The following is a 17,283-nucleotide window of genomic DNA, read 5'->3' as shown; positions in this document are numbered from 1 at the left end:
CCCCAAATTGAAGGTGGGCACCAGGAGGTGCCGTGGTTGGGTTGCTTACTTGAGATCGGCGAGGTCGCGCAGGACGGCGACTTTGTCGGTTCGTTCCCAGGTGAATTCCGGCTCTTCACGGCCGAAGTGGCCGTAAGCAGCGGTTTTTTCGTAGATGGGACGCAGCAGGTCCAGCATCTGGATGATGCCCTTGGGACGCAGGTCGAAGACCTCGCGCACGATTTCGGCAATGCGGTCGTCGGGGATCACGCCGGTGCCTTCGGTGTAGACCGTCACGTTCATCGGGTGGGCGACTCCGATGGCGTAGGCGACCTGGATCTGGCACTGGCGTGCCAGGCCAGCAGCCACGATGTTCTTGGCCACGTAGCGGCAGGCGTAGGCGGCGGAGCGGTCCACCTTGGTCGGGTCCTTGCCGCTGAAGGCGCCCCCGCCGTGCGGGCAGGCGCCCCCATAGGTGTCGACGATGATCTTGCGGCCCGTGAGGCCGCAGTCGCCCTGTGGGCCGCCGATGACGAAGCGGCCGGTGGGGTTGACCAGGTATTTCGTGTTTTGCAGCCATTCCTTCGGCAGTACCGGCTTGACGATTTCCTCGATCACGGCCTCAATGAAGCTGTCTTTCATCTTGGTCTGCGTTTCGCTCTGGTCAGGGCTGTGCTGGGTGGACAGCACCACGGTGTCGATGCTGTGCGGCTTGCCATCGACGTAGCGCATGGTGACCTGGCTCTTGGCGTCGGGGCGCAGGAAAGGCAGCCGGCCGTCTTTTCGCAACTGCGCCTGGCGCTCCACCAGACGGTGCGCGTAGTAGATCGGCGCGGGCATCAGTTCAGGTGTTTCATCGCAGGCGTAGCCGAACATGAGGCCCTGGTCGCCCGCGCCGGTGTTCAGGTGGTCGTCGGAGGCGTGGTTCACGCCCTGGGCGATGTCATTGCTCTGCTTGTCGTAGGCCACCAGCACGGCGCAGCCCTTGTAGTCGATGCCGTAGTCGGTGTTGTCGTACCCGATGCGCTTGATGGTGTCACGCGCGACCTGGATGTAATCCACGTGCGCGTTGGTGGTGATTTCACCGGCCAGCACCACGAGGCCGGTATTGGTCAGCGTCTCGGCGGCCACGCGGCTGCGGGGATCCTGCTTGAAGATGGCATCGAGAATCGCGTCGGAAATCTGGTCGGCTACCTTGTCCGGGTGGCCTTCCGAGACGGATTCGGAGGTAAAGAGAAAGTCGTTCGCCATTTGAATAAACTCCTGTGTCGGCTGAAAGCTTGCATTTCCTGCGCTGCCTTCGGCTGGTGGAGCCCCGGCGAACGCTTTAGCAGAATTGTTTTTACGTCGCCCTGCAAGTTGCTCATTTAACTCAGCGACGCCCTTAGTTTATCAAGTTCTCGATGCTCACCCTCTTCCGGTTGCTGTCCCGCTGGCCACTTTGGCTCCTGCACCTGCTGGGCGCCGCGCTGGGTTGGGTGGTGTTTGCGTTGTCCCCGACGTATCGGAGGCGCTTTGTTGCCAATGCGGCACAGGCGGGCTATTCGTTCGCGCAGGTTCGCGCTGCGGTCGCCCACGCTGGACGGATGTCGGCGGAACTGCCGCGACTGTGGATGGGCGCTCCCACACCGCTGCAGTGGGAGGGATCCGACTGCGTGGATGCGGCCTATGCCCGAGGGCAGGGCGTGATTTTCCTGACACCGCACCTGGGGTGCTTCGAGTCGACCGCCCAAGGCCTGGCCCAGCGCTACAGCCCGGCCCATGGGCCGATCCTCGTGCTGTACCGACCGGCGCGCCAGCCGGTGATGGTCGAAGTGTTGGCGGGCGCCCGCGAGCGGCCCGGGCTTGAAACAGCGCCGACCACCTTGGCTGGTGTGCGCCAGATGATCAAGGCGCTGCGGGCCGGGCGGGCGGTGGGGCTGCTGCCCGATCAGGTGCCTCCCGACGGCATGGGGCAGTGGGCGCCCTTCTTCGGTCAACCCGCCTACACCATGACATTGGGCGCCCGCCTGGCCTTGCAGACGGGAGCCACCGTGTTGCTGGTCTGGGGAGAGCGATTGCCGTGGGGGCGCGGGTTCCGGCTGCATTTCCGGGAACTCGCGGCGCCATTGCCTGGTGACCTGGATGGCGCGGTGGTGCAGATCAACCAGGAAATGGAGCGGCTCATCCGCGAGTGTCCGCAGCAGTACCTGTGGGGCTACGGCCGCTACAAGCAGCCCCGGCGCGATCCGGTGAAGGAAGTCTGATGCCCCATCCCGGTATCCTGTTCATGCGGCTGATTGCGCCGCTGCCTTTGTCCTGGATTCGCGGTCTGGGCGCCGTGCTGGGTTGGGTGCTGTATCCGCTGGTGGCGCCGCGACGCAAGGTGGTGCTGACCAACCTGGCGTTGTGCTTTCCTGAGCGCAGCGAGGCCGAACGGCAGTCGCTGGCGCGCCAGTCCTTTGTGTACTTCGCCCAGTCCTTCCTGGACCGCGCCTGGCTGTGGCACGGCCACCCCGATGTGGTGCGCTCGCGCCTCAAGATCACGGGCGCTGTCCAGGAGCTTCAGGGAGAAGAGGCGACCATCATTTTCGCGCCGCATTTCTATGGTCTGGACGCCGGCGCCACGGCCCTGAGCCAGCAGATCGATCGCCGCTACACCACCATCTACACCCCGCAACCCAGTCCTGCGATCGACGCCTGGATTAGGGACAGTCGGCGCCGGTTCGGTCATGTGCGTCTCTTCTACCGGGCGGATGGCCTCAAGCCGATCGTGGCGGCACTGCGTTCGGGCGAAGTCCTGTATCTCTTGCCCGACATGAATTTCGGGCCCCAGGAATCCATCTTTGTGCCGTTCTATGGGGTGGCGGCGGCGACGGTGCCGTCGCTGTCCCGCCTGGCCCGCCTGGGGCGCGCGAAGGTTGTGCCGATCACGACCCGCATGACCGCCACGGGCTACGAAGTGCAGGTGCATCCGGCGTGGGCCGATTTCCCCACCCAGGATCTGGAGGCGGACACGGCGCTCATGAACCTTCGCCTGCAGGATTACATCGACACCATGCCGGCCCAGTACTACTGGGTGCACAAACGTTTCAAGACCCGTCCGCCCGGCGAGCCATCGGTGTACTGAAGCTTAACAGGGCGGCGACTTGGCCTTGGTCGCTGTTCAGGGTGGCGTGTCGGATGCGGTGGCTGCGACAGGCGTGTCGCCCGCCCCAATGGGTACCTGGGTCGGGTTCGCCACCGGCACGGCCGGGTGCGCCCACTGCCAGAGCAACTGGGCGACTTCCTCAACGCCCTGTTTCTTGAGCGCGGAAAAGAGCTTGACCTCGCCGCCGCCCGCCTGCAGACGCACGATCGAGAGCACTTTGGCCGCCTCCGCGCGCGTGAGCTTGTCGGATTTGGTCAGCAGGACCAGGAACTTCAGCCCCGCTTCAACCCTTGGGCGGATGACGTCGAGCAAGATTTCATCGAGTTCGGTCAAGCCCAGGCGGGGGTCGCACAGCAACACGATGCCGGTCAGGTTTTCGCGGGTGACCAGGTAATTGGCCATGACCCGCTGCCATCGGATCTTGTCCTGCTTGGGGACCGCGGCGTAGCCGTATCCGGGCAAATCGGTCAGTACGGCATCGGTCGCATTCTGCTTGCCCAGCGCAAACAGGTTGATGTGCTGGGTACGTCCTGGCTTCTTGGATGCAAATGCGAGCTGCTTTTGCTGGGTCAGCGTGTTGATGCAGGTGGATTTCCCGGCGTTGGAGCGGCCGACGAAAGCGATCTCGGGCATGTCCAGCTGCGGCAAAAAATGCAACTGGGGCGCCGTCGTAAGGAATCGGGCGGTGTGCATCCATCCCATTGCGACCACCGGCGTGGGGACAACGGCAGCGCCGGGCGTGGAGTCAGTAAGGGGAGGGTTCATCCGGGGACCTTTGTGAATTGGGGCAAACCCAAGTGGGCATTGTAGAATCATGTGGTTTTGCGCCAACCTAATTGAATTTTCGCCATGAAGCTGTTTGCCTCTTTCCTGATGGTCGCCCTGTTTGCCGTCTCCGCGGTAGCCGCGGATGACAAAGCTGCCGCCAAAGTTGCCAAGCCCGATCTTGCGAAGGGTGAAGCGAGTTTCTCGACGGTGTGTGCTGCCTGCCATGGCGCTGACGGCAACTCCATGATTCCGGCCAATCCCAAGCTGGCCCAGCAGCACCCCGAGTATCTTTTCAAACAGCTCAAGGAGTTCAAGTCGGGCAAGCGCGCCAACGCCATCATGAGCGGCATGGTGGCCGCCCTGAGCGAGGACGACATGAGGAATATTTCCTACTGGCTGGCGTCCAAGAAGGCCAAGCCTGGCTTTGCGAAAGACAAGGAAACCGTGATTCTGGGCGAGCGGATCTACCGTGGCGGCATTCCCGATCGCCAGATCGCGGCCTGTGCTGGTTGCCACAGCCCGGACGGCGCCGGCATCCCGGCGCAGTACCCCCGCATTGCCGGGCAGCACACCGACTATGCCGTGGCCCAGTTGGTGGCCTTCCGTGATGGCGTTCGCAAGAACAGCGCCCAGATGACCGGTGTTGCGGCCAAGATGAATGAACGTGAAATCAAGGCGGTTTCCGACTACATCGCTGGTTTGCGCTAGACGCTCCAGTTCACCTGTACCAAGCCCCATCGGGTCGGATGGGGCTTTTTTTTGTCTGCACCCTGACCGCAGGTCGGACATAAGGCGCTGGCCGGAGGTTTTTCCTGAAACTTTGTAAGAATGGCTGCCACTGTGCGACTCTCTGGAAGAAAAGGACCACGCCATGCTCATCAAGTCTTCCAACACCGGCTTCATTCACCCCGTATCGAGTGACATCACGCCGCAGGCCATTTACGAGCAGCGGCGCGAATGGCTGCGTGTCATGGCGGGCGGCGTTGCGGGTGCCGCATTGGCCGGTTGGGCGGGGCGTGACGCGCTGGCCCAGACCAGTGCCGCTGTGGCGCGGCCCGGCAAGCTGGCGGCGTTGCCGGGAGGCCGCTCGAATCTCCCAGGTGCAGTCACCATGGAGAAGCTCACGGACTACAAGGACGCCAGCACGTACAACAACTTCTACGAGTTTGGCACCGACAAGTCGGATCCGGCCCGCAACGCCCATACCTTGAAAGTCTCGCCTTGGACGGTGGAGGTCGAAGGGGCCGTGCGAAAGCCCGGCAAGTACGCCCTTGAAGACCTGCTCAAGATCAGTGCGATGGAGGAGCGGATCTATCGCCTGCGATGCGTCGAGGGCTGGTCTATGGTGATTCCGTGGGTGGGCTATTCCCTGAGTGAACTGATCAAGCGGGTTGAACCCCTGGGCAATGCGCGGTTCGTGGCGTTCGTCACCTTGGCAGATCCGAAGACGATGCCGTACGTCGGATCGAGGGTTCTCGATTGGCCTTACGTCGAAGGTCTGCGCATGGACGAGGCAATGAACCCGCTGACCCTGCTCGCTTTTGGCATGTATGGGGAAGTGCTGCCGAACCAGAATGGAGCGCCGGTGCGTCTGGTGGTGCCGTGGAAATACGGTTTCAAGAGTGCAAAGAGTCTGGTGAAGATCCGGTTCACCGAAAAAGAACCCGCCACCGCATGGAACAAGGCGGCGGCCCAGGAGTACGGCTTTTATTCCAATGTGAATCCGAACGTGGACCACCCTCGTTGGAGCCAGGCCACTGAGCGCCGCATTGGTGAGGATGGTCTGTTTGCCAAGAAACGGAAGACGCTGATGTTCAATGGCTATGAAGCGCAGGTGGGGCAGATGTATGCGGGGATGGATCTGAAGAAGAACTACTGATGCTGGGTGCGCGGATTCTGTTGCATCCGGTCGCCAAGCCGCTGGTGTTTGTCGCGTCACTGTTGCCGCTGGCCTGGCTACTCGCCGGCGCGTTCGCCGACCGGCTTGGCGCGAATCCCGCAGAGTATCTGATCCGGGCCACTGGGGACTGGACGCTACGGTTTTTGTGCCTGGTGCTCGCCGTGACACCCCTGCGCGTGGTCAGCGGCAGCCCGGCACTGGCGCGATTTCGCAGGATGCTGGGCTTGATGGTGTATTCCTACGCGACTCTGCACGCTTTGAGCTACATCGGATTCGACATGGGGTTTGAATGGGGAGATGTCCTGAGGGACATCGGAAAACGCCCGTTCATCCTGGTGGGATTCGTCGCCTTTGTGTTCCTGACGCTGCTTGCGGCGACATCGTTTAACCGGGCGATCCGGAGTCTGGGGGCAGCGCGCTGGCAAGCACTCCACAAGTTGGTTTACCTTGTCGCCGCGCTGGTAATCCTGCATTTTTTCTGGATGCGTGCCGGGAAGAATGACTTTGCAGAAGTCTCCGTCTATGGCGCAATCCTGTGTGTCTTGCTGGGGTGGCGCTTGGCGAGGTTCTTAAGAAGAAAACTGCAGTAAACCAGCGTCCTTTGGTCATTTGATGATACAAAAATCATAGCATTCATCTGACCAATGATTCACCGCGCATCTGGTCGGCAGCGGTTTCGCGGCGGCGGATCAAGCGGGCCTGGTTGTCATCGACCAGCACCTCGGCGGCGCGGCCGCGGGTGTTGTAGTTGCTGGCCATGCTCATGCAGTAGGCGCCGGCTGACATCACGGCCAGGAGGTCGCCGGCGTGGACATGGAGCGCGCGGTCCCGCCCGATCCAGTCACCGCTCTCACAGACGGGACCGACCACATCGAAGCTGATGGTTTCGCCATCACGACGCTCGAGCGGCACGATCTGGTGGAAGGCCTGGTACATGGCCGGACGGGGAAGATCGTTCATGGCCGCGTCGACGATGCAGAAGTTCTTGTGCTCACCAGGTTTGAGGTAAAGCACCTCGGTCAGGCAGACACCGGCGTTGCCGACCAGGGAGCGGCCAGGCTCGATCATGAGGTGCCGGTCGCCGTAGCCGCGTGCGTCCAGGCGCATGAGCAGGCGCGACCACAGGGCATCGGCTTCCGGCGGAGTATCGTCGTTGTAATCAATGCCGAGTCCGCCACCGAAATCGATGTGCTGAATCGGGATGCCGACGGCTTCGATGGCGTCCACCAGGTCCAGCACGCGATCCATGGCGTCGAGATACGGTTCCTCCTCCGTGATCTGCGAGCCGATATGGCAATCGATCCCGACGACTCGTAGGCCCGGCAGGTTGGCTGCGCGCTGGTAGGTTTGCAGGGTGCGTTCGTGCGCGACGCCAAATTTGTTGCCTTTGAGGCCGGTGGAAATGTACGGATGGGTCTTGGGGTCCACGTTCGGGTTTACGCGGATGCTCACCGGCGCCCGCATGCCGAGCGCCAGCGCCACTTCGCTCAGTACCTCAAGTTCGCCCTCGCTCTCGACATTGAAGCAGCCGATGCCTGCCTCCAGGGCGTCGCGCATTTCGGCACGGGTCTTGCCGACGCCTGAAAAAATGACTTTGTCTGCCGCTGCACCAACTGCCAGAACACGCTGCAGCTCACCCCCGGAGACGATGTCGAAACCGCAGCCCGCCTGCGCAAACACTTGGAGGACGCCCAAGCTGGAGCTGGCCTTCATGGCATAGCAGATCTGCACGTTTCGACCCGCGAAGCCGCGCTGGTAGGCTGCGAGAGCCGACTGCATCGACGCCTTCGAATAGACATACAACGGTGTCCCATGCACACGCGCCAGATCGGTCAGCCGTACGTCCTCGATGTACAAATGCGTGCCACGATAGGCAAAGTGGGGCGCGCCGGGAATGTGGGGTACGTTCATGGGGTGTTGGAGGCAGCAGGTGCGAGAGGGGCGCCGGGCGTGACCGAGGTTGACGGCATGGAGGCAGCCGAAGCCGGCGCATGGGGCAGGATCAGTGGACCCTTCTGCCCACAGCCAGCCAGAACCACCGCACCGGCGGCAAGGAAAAGGCCACTGGCTAGAATTCGCGTTCGCTTCAACATGGGCAAATTGTAATGACCGACCTCGAATTCATGGACCACGCGGAAAGGCTGCTCGCCAGCGTGGAGTCCGGATGCGATCGCATCAACGACGACACCGAAGCGGACATTGATAACCAGCGCGTCGGCGGCATGATCACGCTGACGTTTGGGAACCTTAGCCAGATCGTCGTCAATTTGCAAAAGCCCTTGCATGAAGTCTGGTTGGCCGCGCGTTCGGGTGGCTACCACTTCAAATTCGATGGCACCCATTGGATGGACACCAAGGGCCAAGGCGAATTCTTTGCCCGCCTTTCGCGCGATGCGAGTGAACAAGCAGGCGTCGCTTTGGTGTTCAGCGCCTGATCAATTCTTGAACAGGTCGAGGATGCGTTTGCGCTCGTCCGCCGGAGGGAGTTCCTGGGTGGTCGACGCGCCAGGTGCGCTGCCCTTGGCTCCGCGGTCATCCAGTCCCAGGTTGCTGACGCCGCTCCCATGCGTGTACTCGTCATAGAACCACTCGCCGCCTGAGTTCACGACGCCTTCAGGGGCTGCAACCTCTGTGACGGGCACGCCACGCAAGGCTGTTTCCATAAAACTGATCCACACGGGAAGACTCAGCCCACCACCTGTCTCCCGGTCACCCAGCGATCGTGGCGTGTCGTAACCCATCCAGACCACGGCGGCCAACGTCGGTTGGTAGCCGGCGAACCAGGTGTCAACCGAGTCATTGGTGGTGCCGGTCTTGCCATACAGGTCTGGCCGTTTGAGTGCGGCCTGTGCCTTGGCCGCAGTGCCGGAGCGGGCAACTTCCTGCAGCAGGCGGCTCATCATGAAAGCGTTGCGGGCGTCGATGGCCCGTGCAGCCTCATTCAATGCTGGAGGCTTGCTCTCGACCAGGATCTTGCCCTTCTGGTCGGAAATCCGGGCAATCAGCCAAGGGTTGATCCGATGGCCGCCATTGGCGAAGACGGCGTAGGCCGTGGCCATCTGCATGGGCGTGACAGAACCCGCACCCAAGGCCATCGTCAGGTAGGGGGGGTGCTTCTCAGCGTCGAATCCAAACCGTGTGATCCACTCCTGCGCATTCTGCGCCCCCACCGCCTGCAGAACCCGGATGGACACCATGTTCTTTGACTTGGCCAACGCCGTGTGAAGCGGCATCGGGCCTTCGAACTTGCCGTCGTAGTTCTTGGGCTCCCAAGGTTGCCCGCCGGTAACGCCAGCGTCGAAAAACAGCGGTGCGTCGTTGACGATGGTGGCCGGCGTAAAGCCTTTTTCAAGCGCTGCAGAATAGATGAAAGGTTTGAAGCTTGAGCCTGGCTGGCGCCAGGCCTGCGTAACGTGGTTGAACTTGTTCTTGGCGAAGTCAAATCCACCGACCAGCGCCCGGATAGCCCCGTCGCGCGGATCCACGGCGACGAAGGCGCCCTCAACTTCAGGCAACTGGGTGATCTCCCAAGTGTTCTTGGGTGTGCGAACAACCCGGATCACCGCCCCGGGGCGAATGCGGATCTTGGGCGCGGCCTTGTCAGAAAGGCCCGATTGGGCCGGCTTGAGTCCTTCGCCGGTGATCTCGATGCTCTCGCCATTCTGCCGGATCGCAACGATTTTCCTGGGGTTGGCCTCCGTCACCACAGCGGACAGGACGTCGTCGTTGTCAGGATGTTCCGTCAACGCATCGTCGATGGCCTCTTCAAGTTCCTTGGGATTCGTTGGCAGGTCGACGAACTGCTCGGGGCCGCGGTAGATCTGGCGCCGCTCATAGTCCATGATTCCCTTGCGTAGGGCGCGGTAGGCCGCGTCCTGTTCTGCAGCCTTTAGGGTGGTGTAAACGTTCAGGCCGCGGGTGTAGGTCTCATCGCCATACTGTGCATAGATCAGCTGGCGGACGGTTTCCGCCACGTATTCGGCATGAACCTTGGCATTGTCTGAACCTGACTTGACCTTGAGTTCCTCTTTCTTGGCGGCTTCAGCCTGAGCGGCAGTGATGAATCCGTTCTCTTCCATGCGCTCGATGATGTAGAGCTGCCGGGAGCGGGCCCTCTTGGGATTGTTGATCGGATTGAAGGCCGACGGCGCCTTCGGCAACCCGGCCAGCATGGCCGCTTCGGCAATCGTGATGTTCTTGATGGGCTTGCCGAAATAGGCTTCGGATGCTGCGGCAAATCCATAGGCCCGATTGCCAAGGAAGATCTGGTTCATGTAGATCTCAAGAATCTGGTCCTTGGTCAGCAGATGCTCGAGCTTGAAGGTCAAGAGTATTTCGTAGATCTTGCGCGTGTAGGTCTTTTCCGAGGACAGATACACGTTGCGCGCAACCTGCATGGTGATGGTGGACGCACCCTGGCTTTTCAGACGCCCCATGTTGGCCAATCCCGCGCGGATGACGCCCAGGTAGTCAACGCCCCCGTGCTGGTAGAAGCGCGCGTCCTCGATGGACAGCACCGCATCTTTCATGACCTGCGGAAAATCGGCGATAGGCGTCAGGCTTCTTCTTTCCTCACCGAACTCGCCCATGAGCGAGCCTTCAGAGGTGTAAATGCGCAAAGGCAGCTTCGGACGATAGTCCGCCAGATCGGAGATATCCGGCAGATTGGGAAAAGCGGCTGCCAGCGCGACGGCCACGGCCAGCACCACAGAAGCGAGTACCGCCAATATCAGGCCCGCTCCCCAAAACGCCCAGCGAGTCAGCCGAAACTTCCAGGTTCTTCCTGTTGTTTCGGCTTGTTGGGGGGGGGCTTGGGTTTGAGGCTGGTTCGGCATATGGTAGGCACATTTGCGCCAGCCCATTATAAAAATCGATCAGCTCGAAGCCGGTACGCTTGGTATCCGATTGTTACCTGTCGCAACACGATAGGGACTATTCTTGGTCACTTCAGGCATTGCAGGCGGTGGACGTCGGCTTTTGACAACGTTTCGGCGTGTCCGGTGTCCCAAAATCCTTTGAGAGGCAACGGGCTTGCTGATAGCATTGAAGTGATTTCTTAAGTTTGCCGGCTGCTTCATGGCCGGGTTCAGGGGACTGTCTTGATCTCATTGGGATCCTTATTTAGCCGCCACCCGGCGCCGATGCTTGGGTTGGACGTCAGTTCCTCCAGCGTGAAGCTGGTCGAGTTGAGCCGCGGATCTTCAGGGCAGTTCACGCTGGAGCGTTGCGCGATGGAGCCACTGGAGCGTGGCTGGATCACCGATGGGAACATCGAAAACTTCGACGAAGTGGCCGGGGCGGTGCGGCGTGCCGTGAAGAAGTGCGGAACACGAACCAAGAACGTTGCGATGGCGCTGCCGCCTTCGGCAGTGATCACCAAGAAGATCGTTCTGCCGGGTGGGCTGAGCGAGCAGGAACTCGAGGTTCAGGTCGAGTCGGAAGCCAATCAATACATTCCTTTCTCGCTTGATGAGGTGAGCCTTGATTTCTGCGTGATCGGGCCGAGCGCATCGTCGGCGGGTGACGTGGATGTCCTGATCGCCGCTTCACGCAAGGACAAAGTGCAGGACCGGCAGGGGCTGGCCGAGGCCGCTGGTCTGAACGCCGTGATTCTCGATGTGGAGTCCTATGCGTCCAGGCTGGCCGCAGATCGGCTGATCCAGACGCTGCCCAACAATGGTGCGGATGCCATCGTCGCTCTGTTCGAGATCGGTGCGTTTACGACCAGCATGCAGGTCATCCGCAATCAGGAAGTGCTATACGACCGTGACCAGGCCTTTGGCGGCGCACAACTGACCCAGTTGATCGTGCGGCAGTATGGATTCACGCCCGAAGAGGCGGAAACCAAGAAGCGTGGTGGTGATCTGCCAGATGACTACGGTAGCGGTGTGCTTCAGCCATTTGTCGAGAGCACGGCGCAGGAAATCAGTCGCGCCATGCAGTTCTTTTTCACCAGCACGCCTTATAACAGGGTGGACTATGCTTTCCTGGCTGGCGGTTCGGCGGCATTGGCAGGCCTCACGGCTGCAGTGACGCAGCAGACTTCTTTTCCTTGCAGTTTGATCGATCCTTTTGCTGGAATGGAAATCGGCGGTGGCGTTCGTGAGAACAAGTTGCGCCGCGAGGCGCCCTCCTACCTGACCGCCTGCGGTTTAGCCATGCGGAGGTTTTTTCAGTGATTCTCATCAACCTGTTGCCGCACCGTGAGGCCGCGCGCAAGCGTCGGCAGGAACATTTCTACGCCACCTTGGTGGCTGCGGCCTTGTTTGGTGCGCTGGTGGCTGGTCTGGTCTATGTCTGGTACGAAACGCAAATTTCTAATCAACGTAGCAGGAATCAGTTCCTGCAGACGGAAATCAAGCGATTGGAAGCGCAGATCAAGGACGTCGCCACCCTGCAGGCTGAAATTGCCTCGCTGCGGGCCCGGCAGCAGGCCGTTGAAGATTTGCAGTCCGACCGGAACATGCCGGTCCATCTCTTGAACGAGATTACGCGACAACTGCCGAATGGCGTTTACCTCACGACCTTGCGACAGCAGAATCAGTTGGTGACGATCACGGGTACTGCGCAGTCGAATGAGAGGGTGTCGGAATTGTTGCGCAATTTTGCCAACAACAGTCCTTGGCTGACGCGCCCCGAACTCGTCGAAATCGTTGCGGGCAATGTGGCCCTTTCTCCCAGAGACCAACGCAGGGTCTCGAACTTCACCGTCCGTGTTCAGTTGCGCCGACCCAGTGAAGTGGCGCATGCGGCTTCAGCGGCAGCTAGCGCGGCTTCAACGCCAGTCAGAGCCGCGTCGGCCTCATCAGGTGCGGCAGCCATTGTGGCAAGCGCTGCTTCAGCTCCGGGCAGTGCGGCTTCTGTGGCTCGTGCGGCAGGGGGCGCGGGATCGTCCGCGGTAGTGAAGCCGTAGGAGGGCGGAAAAATATGGCGACCCGAAAAGTTCAGACAACCCAATTGGCAGTTTTTTTCGAAGGTGTTCAGAAGCAGTTCCGTAACCTTGACTCGAGAAATCCGGCGGCTTGGGGGCCATTGCCGCGCTACCTCTTTTGCGCGTGCATATCCATGTTCGTGGTTGGAGCCTTGTGGTACTTGTGGCTTCAGGATTCTGATGCAGAGCTACAAGCCGAGCGTGCAAAAGAAGTGCGCCTGCGTGATGACTACTCAAAGAAGCTTGCACAGGCGGTCAACCTAGAAGCTCTGAAGAAGCAAAGGGAGCAGGTCCTGCAGTATGTGACCCAGATGGAAAAGCAGCTCCCCAGCAAGGCCGAAATGGACGCGCTCCTGTCGGATATCAACCAAGCCGGCATAGGACGCAGTCTCCAGTTTGACTTATTCCGTCCAGGGCAGGTCAGTGTCAAGGAATACTATGCCGAATTACCTATTGCAATCAGGGTGACCGGGCGCTACAACGATATTGGTTTGTTCACATCAGATATTGCCTATCTTTCCCGTATCGTGACCTTGAACAACCTGACCCTCTTGCCGGCCCGAGACGGATCCTTGTCGCTCGATGCGACGGCCAAGACCTTTCGTTATCTGGATCCGGAAGAAGTTGCGGCCCAACGCCAGGCGGCGGCGCCCAAAGGGGGCAAGAAATGATCGCCAGCCGGTTCATTGCGGTTGTGTTGTTGGGTTTGATCTTGGGCGGTTGTTCAGGGTCAGGTGAAGATGAGTTGCAGCAGTGGATGACCGATCAACGCAACCAGACCAAGCCCCAGATCGCACCCATACCTGCACCCAAGAAGTTTCAGCCTCAAGTCTATGTGCAGGAGGTGGGCGCAGATCCTTTCAGCGTCGGACGCTTGGTGCAGGCCCTGCGCCAGGAGTCTGGCAGTGCAACTTCCAATGCCGCGTTGGTGGCGCCTGAGCTCAGCCGCCGTAAAGAGCCGCTGGAAAGTATGCCTCTGGATAGCATGAAGATGGTTGGAAGCTTAAATAAGGGCGGACATTTGGTGGCGATAGTCAGGGTGGATAACCTGCTTTATCAGGTCAAGCCGGGGCATTATCTCGGTCCGAACTATGGTCGAATAACCAAGGTCTCTGAAACGGAGATCGTCCTGAGAGAGATAGTGCAGGATGCTGCAGGGGAGTGGATTGAACGCTCTGCCACGTTGCAGTTGCAAGAGAGGTCAAGATGAAAAATCAGCAGAGCATGGTTCTAAAGCAAGTGTGCCGTGGCATGTCCGTTTTATTAGCGACACTCCTGTCATTTGCCGCGTTCGCGCAGAACACCATCGAATCCGTTACAGCCTCTGTTCAAGGGGGTGTTGAGATCATCCGTGTTGATCTTACGCAGGAGCTTCCGACATCGCCCAACGGGTTTTCGATCCACAGTCCAGCACGAATTGCGTTAGATTTGTTGGGAGTAGTGAACGGATTGGGCAGGCCTACTGTCGATGTCAACCAGGGAAACGTTAGATCAATCAACGTGGTTCAGTCGGGTGATCGGAGCAGGTTGGTGCTGAATCTGAAGCAGACGACGAACTACAAGACCGAAATCCGAGGCAAGAGTCTGTTTGTTTCGCTTGACCCGGTGGCGGCACCATCTGGGGCCGTGGTTGCAGCCACCGTGTTTTCCGAAGACCGAAATCGTGATGTCCTTGCTATCAAGGACATGGATTTCCGCAGGGGAGCTGAGGGTGCAGGGCGTGTCATTGTCGACCTCGCAAACAGCCAGGTGGGTGTGGACATCAAGCAGCAGGGGCAGACACTGGTCGTCGAGTTTCTGAAGTCATCGATGCCTGAAGGCATGCGGCGTCGACTGGACGTCTCGGACTTTGGTACGCCTGTCCAGTCCGTCACGACATTCCAGACTGGCGACCGGGTACGCATGGTGATCGAACCACGCGGCGCCTGGGAACACAGCGCCTATCAGAGCGACAACCAGTTCGTGGTCGAAGTCCGACCGCAGAAAGTGGACTCAGGAAAACTGGCCCAAGGGGCAAACTTCAGTGGAGAGAAGCTCTCTTTGAACTTCCAGAACATCGAAGTTCGAGCACTTCTTCAGGTAATTGCCGATTTCACGAATTTCAACATCGTTACCTCGGACACGGTCGGTGGTTCGGTCACCCTGCGTCTGAAAGATGTACCGTGGGATCAAGCGCTTGACATCATCCTGCGTGCGAAGAACCTGGGCATGCGCAAGGTGGGCAGCGTCCTGATGATCGCCCCGAGGGATGAAATCAACGCCAAGGAAAAGCAGGAACTCGAATCGAGCTTGGCCATTCAGGGGCTTGAGCCCTTGCGCAGCATTTCCATTCAGCTGAACTACGCCAAGGTATCGGACATCCTGGTGCAACTTAATCAAAGCAACGCTGGAGGTCCAGGGGGCGTTCAAGGCCAGCGGTTTATGAGCCCCCGAGGAAGCGCATTTGGGGAACCGCGGACCAATCAACTGTTCATCACGGACATTCCATCGAAACTGGCATTGATCCAGGAAATGGTGTCCAAACTCGATATTCCGGTCCGGCAGGTCATGATCGAGGCGCGTATCGTCGAAGCTCAGGATACGTTTGGACGTTCGCTGGGCGTCCGCCTAGGTGGCGCGGACCTGCGTGGTATCCAAGGGGGGCAGGCAGGATATCCGGTGGGTGGTGGTAGCGACCGAGTGGCCTTTGCGGGCACCTACGACGCCATGACGGCGACCACGACACAGTCGTCCGGGTCACTAAATAACCTGAACACAACGCTCGTCAATCTGCCGGCCATCGGGCAAGGTGGATATGCACCGGCCACGTTTGCAATGGCACTGTTCAGTAACGCGGCGAACCGCTTCCTGAATCTGGAGTTGTCTGCCATGGAGGCCGATGGCAAAGGCAAAATCGTGGCGAGTCCGCGCGTCGTTACCGCAGATCAGGCAAAGGCATTAATCGAACAAGGCACGGAGTACCCGTATCAGCAGGCTACAAGCAGCGGTGCTACGTCTACTGCCTTCCGGAAAGCTTCGTTGAAGCTGGAGGTGACACCCCAAATCACCCCTGAAGGAAACGTTATTCTTGACGTGGACGTGACCAAGGATAGCCGAGGTGAAACAACGGCTCAGGGCATCGCGATCAACACGAAACACGTGAGGACCCAAGTCCTCGTTGAGAACGGTGGCACTGTGGTGATCGGCGGGATATTTGAGTTGCAGGAAAACGAGTCTGTGAGCCAGGTTCCGCTGTTGGGCGATGTTCCTTACCTTGGAAACCTGTTCAAGACCCGTACGCGCAATACCAGCAAGCAGGAGTTGCTGGTCTTCATTACGCCAAAGGTGATTGCTGAGCGTGCGATCGCGCGCTGAAGTTCCCAGAAAAGTTACTTTGAATAGGATGGCAATAATGCGCAGATTGAAATTGCTCTTGGGTGTTTTTCTGGCGGTCCTGATTGTGGCCTGCGGCGGAGGTGGTGATCCAGGTACAAACTCGACCTCGTCAACTATCCCGCTCTTTACCACTGCGCCCGATACTTTGACGCTAGCCCCCGGTGCGTCCCAGGAGTTCACCATTGGTGGAGGAAAGGCTCCATACTCGGCAGCGAGTGACAATTCCGCGATTGCGATAGTTTGGGTTAATGGAAATTTGCTTGATGTAGGCGGCGTTGCAGCGGGTACAGCGGGAGTGACCATTCGAGATAGTGCCGGCGCCTCGGTGAAGGTGGCACTAACCGTCAGCGGTAGTTCCGCCAAGGACCTTTACACCACTGCGCCTTCTGGTATCACAGTTGCAATCGGTAGTGCGTGGGCGCAGACTTATGGCATTGGTGGCGGTTCCGCTCCCTATACCGTGACAAGCGGCAATACACTTGTTGCCACTGTTGCCATGGCCGGAAACAACTACATCGTCACCGGTGTATCGGCCGGTACAACCAACATACTCATCCGTGACAGTGCTGGTGCAACGATGAATGTGTCGGTTACCACGGTTTCACCGGGGTTAACGACAACGGCACCGCCGAGCGTTACGATTGCCATTGGTTCAACTCAAACCTATGCTGTGCGCGGCGGAACCGGGCCTTACACGGCCACCAGCAGCAATGCCAGTGTCGCTTTTGCTTCACTTGTGGGTGACAGCCTGACGGTGACCGGGATCACGGCCGGCTCGGCAAACGTTTTCATCAGTGACAGTCAGGGCGCGACGGTGAACGTGGCAGTGACAGTGCCAGCGGCTTCGACAGTCGCGTTGTTCACGACGGCACCGCCAACCGGCGTCACGATTGCCATTGGTTCAACGCAAACCTATGGTGTGGGTGGTGGCACCGGGCCCTACACGGCCACCAGCGGCAATACCAGTGTCGCTGTTGTTTCACTTGTGGATAACAGTCTGACGGTGACCGGGATTACGGCCGGCGCGGCAAACGTCGTCATCAGAGACAGTCAGGGCGCGACGGTGCCCGTAGCGGTTACGGTGCCAGCGGCTTCGACAGTCGCGTTGTCCACGACGGCACCGCCAACCGGCGTCACGATTGCCATTGGTTCAACGCAAACCTATGCTGTGCGTGGTGGCACCGGGCCCTACACGGCCAC

16 protein-coding genes and 1 pseudogene are annotated in these 17,283 nt (G+C 59.7%); 12 read left to right on the top strand and 5 right to left on the bottom strand.

Annotated elements, in window-relative coordinates; all coding sequences use genetic code 11:
• Positions 1-45: 45 nt before the first annotated feature.
• Complete coding sequence (metK, locus tag ACMUOY_RS14155) at positions 46-1,230, bottom strand: methionine adenosyltransferase (protein ID WP_413893376.1); 1,185 nt, start codon at positions 1,228-1,230, stop codon at positions 46-48.
• Between the two features lie 152 nt (positions 1,231-1,382).
• Between metK and ACMUOY_RS14150 the strand changes: the two genes are divergently transcribed.
• Together ACMUOY_RS14150 and ACMUOY_RS14145 are read left to right on the top strand one after the other, a co-directional pair.
• Positions 1,383-2,225, top strand: coding sequence for a lysophospholipid acyltransferase family protein (locus ACMUOY_RS14150; protein WP_413893375.1), 843 nt, complete (start codon positions 1,383-1,385; stop codon positions 2,223-2,225).
• Positions 2,225-3,088, top strand: coding sequence for a lysophospholipid acyltransferase family protein (locus ACMUOY_RS14145; protein WP_413893374.1), 864 nt, complete (start codon positions 2,225-2,227; stop codon positions 3,086-3,088). The genes ACMUOY_RS14150 and ACMUOY_RS14145 overlap by 1 nt, the downstream gene beginning before the upstream one ends.
• Before the next feature lie 36 nt (positions 3,089-3,124).
• Here the strand turns inward: ACMUOY_RS14145 and yihA are convergent, their stop codons facing one another.
• Positions 3,125-3,874, bottom strand: coding sequence for a ribosome biogenesis GTP-binding protein YihA/YsxC (gene yihA / locus ACMUOY_RS14140; RefSeq protein WP_413893373.1), 750 nt, complete (start codon positions 3,872-3,874; stop codon positions 3,125-3,127).
• An 84-nt stretch (positions 3,875-3,958) separates the two neighbouring features.
• Here yihA and ACMUOY_RS14135 point away from each other — a divergent pair, with 84 nt between their 5' ends.
• The 3 genes from ACMUOY_RS14135 (at position 3,959) to ACMUOY_RS14125 (ending at position 6,367) form a co-directional block, all read left to right on the top strand.
• The gene (locus ACMUOY_RS14135) at positions 3,959-4,585 is read left to right on the top strand and encodes a c-type cytochrome (RefSeq protein ID WP_413893372.1); all 627 of its coding nucleotides are present in this window, start codon (positions 3,959-3,961) and stop codon (positions 4,583-4,585) included.
• A 163-nt stretch (positions 4,586-4,748) separates the two neighbouring features.
• Positions 4,749-5,756, top strand: coding sequence for a protein-methionine-sulfoxide reductase catalytic subunit MsrP (gene msrP, locus ACMUOY_RS14130; RefSeq protein WP_413893371.1), 1,008 nt, complete (start codon positions 4,749-4,751; stop codon positions 5,754-5,756).
• On the top strand, positions 5,756-6,367 hold the full coding sequence (locus tag ACMUOY_RS14125; protein WP_413893370.1) for a sulfite oxidase heme-binding subunit YedZ: 612 nt from the start codon (positions 5,756-5,758) through the stop codon (positions 6,365-6,367). Before msrP ends, ACMUOY_RS14125 begins: the two co-directional genes overlap by 1 nt.
• Positions 6,368-6,410: 43 nt before the next feature.
• Here the strand turns inward: ACMUOY_RS14125 and lysA are convergent, their stop codons facing one another.
• Both lysA and lptM read right to left on the bottom strand, forming a co-directional pair.
• A complete protein-coding gene (lysA, locus tag ACMUOY_RS14120) occupies positions 6,411-7,688 on the bottom strand; it encodes a diaminopimelate decarboxylase (protein ID WP_413893369.1) in 1,278 nt (425 codons plus the stop codon).
• Entirely contained in the window at positions 7,685-7,870 is a 186-nt protein-coding gene (gene lptM, locus ACMUOY_RS14115; protein WP_413893368.1) for an LPS translocon maturation chaperone LptM, read from the bottom strand. The genes lysA and lptM overlap by 4 nt, the downstream gene beginning before the upstream one ends.
• Positions 7,871-7,882: 12 nt before the next feature.
• Between lptM and cyaY the strand changes: the two genes are divergently transcribed.
• The gene (cyaY, locus tag ACMUOY_RS14110) at positions 7,883-8,212 is read left to right on the top strand and encodes an iron donor protein CyaY (protein ID WP_413893367.1); all 330 of its coding nucleotides are present in this window, start codon (positions 7,883-7,885) and stop codon (positions 8,210-8,212) included.
• On the opposite strand, the gene ACMUOY_RS14105 is transcribed toward cyaY, so the two are convergent.
• The gene (locus ACMUOY_RS14105) at positions 8,213-10,612 is read right to left on the bottom strand and encodes a penicillin-binding protein 1A (RefSeq protein ID WP_413893366.1); all 2,400 of its coding nucleotides are present in this window, start codon (positions 10,610-10,612) and stop codon (positions 8,213-8,215) included.
• 264 nt (positions 10,613-10,876) lie between these two features.
• Between ACMUOY_RS14105 and ACMUOY_RS14100 the strand changes: the two genes are divergently transcribed.
• The 6 genes and pseudogenes from ACMUOY_RS14100 to ACMUOY_RS14075 form a co-directional block, all read left to right on the top strand.
• Positions 10,877-11,956, top strand: coding sequence for a pilus assembly protein PilM (locus tag ACMUOY_RS14100; RefSeq protein WP_413893365.1), 1,080 nt, complete (start codon positions 10,877-10,879; stop codon positions 11,954-11,956).
• Entirely contained in the window at positions 11,953-12,690 is a 738-nt protein-coding gene (locus tag ACMUOY_RS14095) for a PilN domain-containing protein (RefSeq protein ID WP_413893364.1), read from the top strand. Before ACMUOY_RS14100 ends, ACMUOY_RS14095 begins: the two co-directional genes overlap by 4 nt.
• Before the next feature lie 14 nt (positions 12,691-12,704).
• Entirely contained in the window at positions 12,705-13,379 is a 675-nt protein-coding gene (locus ACMUOY_RS14090) for a type 4a pilus biogenesis protein PilO (RefSeq protein WP_413893363.1), read from the top strand.
• The gene (locus ACMUOY_RS14085; protein ID WP_413893362.1) at positions 13,376-13,918 is read left to right on the top strand and encodes a pilus assembly protein PilP; all 543 of its coding nucleotides are present in this window, start codon (positions 13,376-13,378) and stop codon (positions 13,916-13,918) included. Before ACMUOY_RS14090 ends, ACMUOY_RS14085 begins: the two co-directional genes overlap by 4 nt.
• Positions 13,915-16,062, top strand: coding sequence for a type IV pilus secretin PilQ (gene pilQ, locus ACMUOY_RS14080; RefSeq protein WP_413893361.1), 2,148 nt, complete (start codon positions 13,915-13,917; stop codon positions 16,060-16,062). The genes ACMUOY_RS14085 and pilQ overlap by 4 nt, the downstream gene beginning before the upstream one ends.
• A 37-nt stretch (positions 16,063-16,099) precedes the next feature.
• A pseudogene (locus ACMUOY_RS14075) lies at positions 16,100-17,283 on the top strand (hypothetical protein); the annotation flags it as partial.

This window comes from Candidatus Skiveiella danica (genome assembly GCF_022705245.1).
Classification (GTDB): domain Bacteria; phylum Pseudomonadota; class Gammaproteobacteria; order Burkholderiales; family Burkholderiaceae_C; genus Skiveiella; species Skiveiella danica.
Note: the sequence above shows the minus strand (reverse complement) of the source record. Positions and strands in the feature narration are given on the sequence as shown.